Origin of the sequence: Actinoalloteichus spitiensis RMV-1378, assembly GCF_000239155.1 — a bacterium.
Taxonomy (GTDB): Bacteria; Actinomycetota; Actinomycetes; order Mycobacteriales; family Pseudonocardiaceae; genus Actinoalloteichus_B; species Actinoalloteichus_B spitiensis.
In genome coordinates, this window is the sequence record NZ_AGVX02000772.1 from 1 (window position 1) to 3864 (window position 3864).

The following is a 3864-nucleotide window of genomic DNA, read 5'->3' on the forward strand; positions in this document are numbered from 1 at the left end:
TGGCGCTCGCGCGGGCCCGGCTCCAGCGGTGAGCGGGAGCCGGGCCCGCCCGGGAAACGCGTAGGTGGGGAACGGGTCAGCCGCCCTCGACCACCGGCGGATCGACGGGTGGCTGGTCACCGCCGTCGTCGGGGGGTTCCGGCAGCTCGGGCTGGGTGGGTTCGGGCGCGGGCGGAGGGACCGGCGGCACGCTGGGGCCACCGTCCTCGGGCGGGGGAGCCGGGGTGCCGCTCTCACCGGGCGGCTGGTCCGTCGGGACGGGCTGTTCGGTCTCCGCCGGTGGCACGTACCCGGTGCTGACCGAGATCGTGATCGTGTCCCCGGGTAGGGCGAAACCCCGGGGCGACTGGGTCACCACGACGCCGCGCGGCTCGCTGCTGTTGGTCTGCGTCTCCGACACCTCGTAACCGGCCTCCTGGAGGACGGTGCGGGCCTGCGCGGCGCCCATCCCGACGACGTTGGGCACCTGGTGGTCGTCGCCGCCGAACTCGTGCTCGGGGGCCAGCGCGGGCAACGGGGCCACCGGGAGGCCCTCGTGCACGCCGGTCATCGTGGCGAACCAGGTGCGGGCGGGGATGCGCCCGCCGTAGATGTTGCCGTTGTCCCCGCACAGCATCGGCGGGTCGCCATCGCAGATCCCCTGCACCGAGGTGCCGTCGCTGAAGGTGAGGACCGCGCCGGCCATCTGCGGGGTCGCGCCGATGAACCCGGCCGACATGTGGTTCTGGGTGGTGCCGGTCTTGCCGAGCATCGGCCTGTCCCAGCCCACCTGTTGGGCCGCGGCCCGCGCGGTGCCCTCCGTGTCGTCCTTGCTCATGCCCACGAAGAGCGCGTTGGCGACCTCCTCCTCGACGGCCTGTTCGCACTCGGCCTCGGTGATCGGCACCGGGTTGCCGTGCCGGTCGAGGATCTCCTCGATCGGGGAGGGCGGGCACCACACCCCGTTGCTGGCGATCGTCGCGGCGACGTTGGACAGCTCCAGCACGCTGGTCGGGGTGAAACCGAGGGTGAAGGCGCCGATACCCCGTTCCTTGAGGAACTCCGCCTGCGGGAGCCGCTGCTCCTCACGCTCGGCGGTGGGGTCGATCTGCCCGCCGTGGTGGTTGATACCGGTCATGCCCTGTCGGAGGCCGAGGCGCTCGGCCATGTCCACCACCGCGTCCAGCCCGACCCGCTCCTGCAACATCACGAAGGAGGTGTTGGGGGACTTCGCCAGGGCGTCCTGGAGGGTCATGCGGGCCGGATAACCGTCGTTGTCGTTGCTGACCTGGTAGGGGGCCCCGTTGTTGAAGTACACCGAGGACACGTAGGTGCCCGGCACGTCGACCTCGTTCTGGATGCCCATGCCGGCCTCGAGGGCGGCCGCCGCCGTGAAGGTCTTGTAGATCGACCCGGCACCGAACATCGTCATACCGCTGGGCAGCGGGTACATCGTCTGACCGGCTTCGGGGTCGAGCCCGTAGTCCCGGTTCGCCACCAGGGCCCGGACCTTGTGGCTGTCCTTCCCCGGCTCCACGATGGCCATCGCGTTCGCGATCCCCTCGGTCGTCTTGGGCACCTGGTCCTCGGCCGCGCGCTTCGCCATCTCCGTGATGGAGTGGTCCAGCGTGGTCCTGATCGTGTAGCCGCCGCGCTTGAGCTGGTCCTTGGAGAAGCCGGCGTTCGCCAGGTAGTCGATGACGTACTCGCAGAAGAAGCCGTCGCTCGGCCCGGCCCCCACGCAGTCGTTCGGTGGGCGCCCCAGCGGCTGCGCGAGCCCCAGGGGTTCCCGCTTGGCCTCCTCGGCGGCCTCCTCGGAGATGTGCCCCTGCTCGGCCATCAACCCGATCACGATGTTGCGCCGCCGCTTCGCCTCCTCCGGGTTGCGTTCGGGGTTCAACGAGCCGGGGCTGTTGACCACCCCGGCGAGCAGGGCGGCCTGCGGAACGGTCAACTTGTCCGCCGTGGTGTTGAAGTAGGTGCGCGCGGCGGCTCCCACGCCGTAGGTCTGGTTGCCGAAGGGCACGATGTTCAGGTAGCCGGCGAGGATCTCCTCCTTGTCGAGGTTCTGCTCCAGTTGGAGCGCGATCCTGATCTCGCGCAGCTTCCTGGCGGGAGTCTGTTCGATCGCCTTCGCCTGCTCGGCCGGGCTGTCGGCGGCGACCACGTGCACCAGGTAGTTCTTGACGTACTGCTGGGTGAGGGTGGAACCGCCCTGCGCGATGCTGCCGGACATCTGGTTGGTCACCGCGGCGCGGAACGTGCCCCGCCAGTCGACGCCCTCGTGCTGGTAGAAGCGCTGGTCCTCGACCGCGATGATGGCCGCCTTCATGCTGTCGGCGATCTCGTGCGGTTCGACCAGCACCCGGTACTGGTCGAACAGGTAGGCGATCGGCTCGCCCTCGGAGTCGGTGATCGTGCTGACCAGGGGAGGGTCCGTGGTCACGAGGTCGGCCGAGAGACTGTCCACGGTGTCACTCGCCTGGTTGGACGCCACGCCGAGGCCGCCGACGGCGGGGAACAGCACGCCGGCGGCGAGTACCCCCGCGAGCACGCAGAGTCCGAAGAGCTTGAGTACGCCAGCCCGAAACCGCACCCGCCCAGCGTACGTCCGGGGTGCCGCCCGTATAACGACGAAGTGAGGTGGCACCACTCGAAATGATTACTAAGGGTTGCGAAACGGGTGACGCACCGTAATGTTTGTCATACCCGGTGAAATTGATGGAACCAATCTGCTCTACAGTCCGTCAAGGTCTCACGACAAGGTAAGACAGGGCGTTCCATCGGAACGGAATGTCACTGACCGCGGGTGCCGGGGGGGCACCTGGTGAGTCGGAAGACACAAGGAGCTGGGGGACATGATGTTCATCCAGGGGGATTGGCGGGTTCGAGCGGCCTGCCGTGACGAGGACCCTGAGCAGTTGTTCGTCCGAGGAGCCGAACAGCGCAAGGCCAAGGTGGTCTGCATCGGCTGTCCGGTTCGTACCGAGTGTCTGGCCGAAGCGCTGGACAACCGCATCGAGTTCGGCGTCTGGGGCGGTATGACCGAGCGGGAGCGGCGCGCGCTGCTCCGCCGGAGGCCGGACGTCGAGTCCTGGCGCGAGCTGCTGGAAGCCGCGCGCCGCCGCCACACCGACATCGAGTACCAGGTGTCCTGACGGGACACGGCACGGCGACGCCGGGCCGGTGCGACGAGGACGCCCGGTCCGGCGGCTCCGCCGAATTGCGGGATCAACCAGTTGGCCCCCATTGGCCGGCCGTCCGGTCAAATTCCTGGCGATTCGCCGATCGCTTTAGCTCATTCGCACACGAGTGCGTCGGGCTAACCGGCGTCGGGCCTGCTCGCGAGTAGTTCACCGATCTCGCCCAGCCCTCGCATATCGTGAACATCTTTCGCAAGTGCTGGGACGCCGATGATCGGCACTCCGGGATGCGCCCGGGTGAACCGCGACAGCAGCCGGAGTTCTCGCTCCGCTACCGACACCCGGTCGGCGTGCAGGCGGAGCACCGCGGCGGCGAGCGGGGCGCTCCCGCCGAGCTGCTCGGCCGCCGCGAGGGCACTGGTGGCCGGCAAGTCGGTGAGCACCGGGTGGGTGCGGTTGGCGACGAGACCCGCCAACGGCATCCGCTCGGTGGCCAGCCGGTCGACGAAGTAGGACGCCTCCCGAAGAGCGTCCGGCTCGGGCGCGGCGACCACCAGGAACGCGGTGCCGGGGGAGCGCAGCATCCGGTAGGTGTGCTCCGCCCGCTCGCGAAACCCACCGAACATGCTGTCGAAGGCCTGGACGAACGCGGAGGCGTCCGCGAGCAACTGGCCACCGACGATCGTCGAGACGGCCTTGCTGAACAGACCGAACCCGGCACCGACGACCCGCCGGATTCCCC

Annotated in this window: 3 protein-coding genes; 1 reads left to right on the forward strand and 2 read right to left on the reverse strand. The window is 69.2% G+C overall.

Translation table 11 applies throughout. The features are described from left to right. Window positions 1-76: 76 nt before the first annotated feature. Window positions 77-2575 carry a penicillin-binding protein gene (locus tag ACTIDRAF_RS0225080; protein ID WP_016701411.1) on the reverse strand — a complete coding sequence of 833 codons (2499 nt, stop codon included), beginning with the start codon at window positions 2573-2575 and terminating at the stop codon, window positions 77-79. Window positions 2576-2837: 262 nt separating this feature from the next. Here ACTIDRAF_RS0225080 and ACTIDRAF_RS0225085 point away from each other — a divergent pair, with 262 nt between their 5' ends. Beyond that, on the forward strand, window positions 2838-3137 hold the full coding sequence (locus ACTIDRAF_RS0225085) for a WhiB family transcriptional regulator (RefSeq protein WP_016701412.1): 300 nt from the start codon (window positions 2838-2840) through the stop codon (window positions 3135-3137). Window positions 3138-3301: 164 nt separating this feature from the next. On the opposite strand, the gene ACTIDRAF_RS0225090 is transcribed toward ACTIDRAF_RS0225085, so the two are convergent. Next, the coding region (locus tag ACTIDRAF_RS0225090) for an ArsA family ATPase (RefSeq protein ID WP_016701413.1) at window positions 3302-3864 on the reverse strand (563 nt) is incomplete at its 5' end.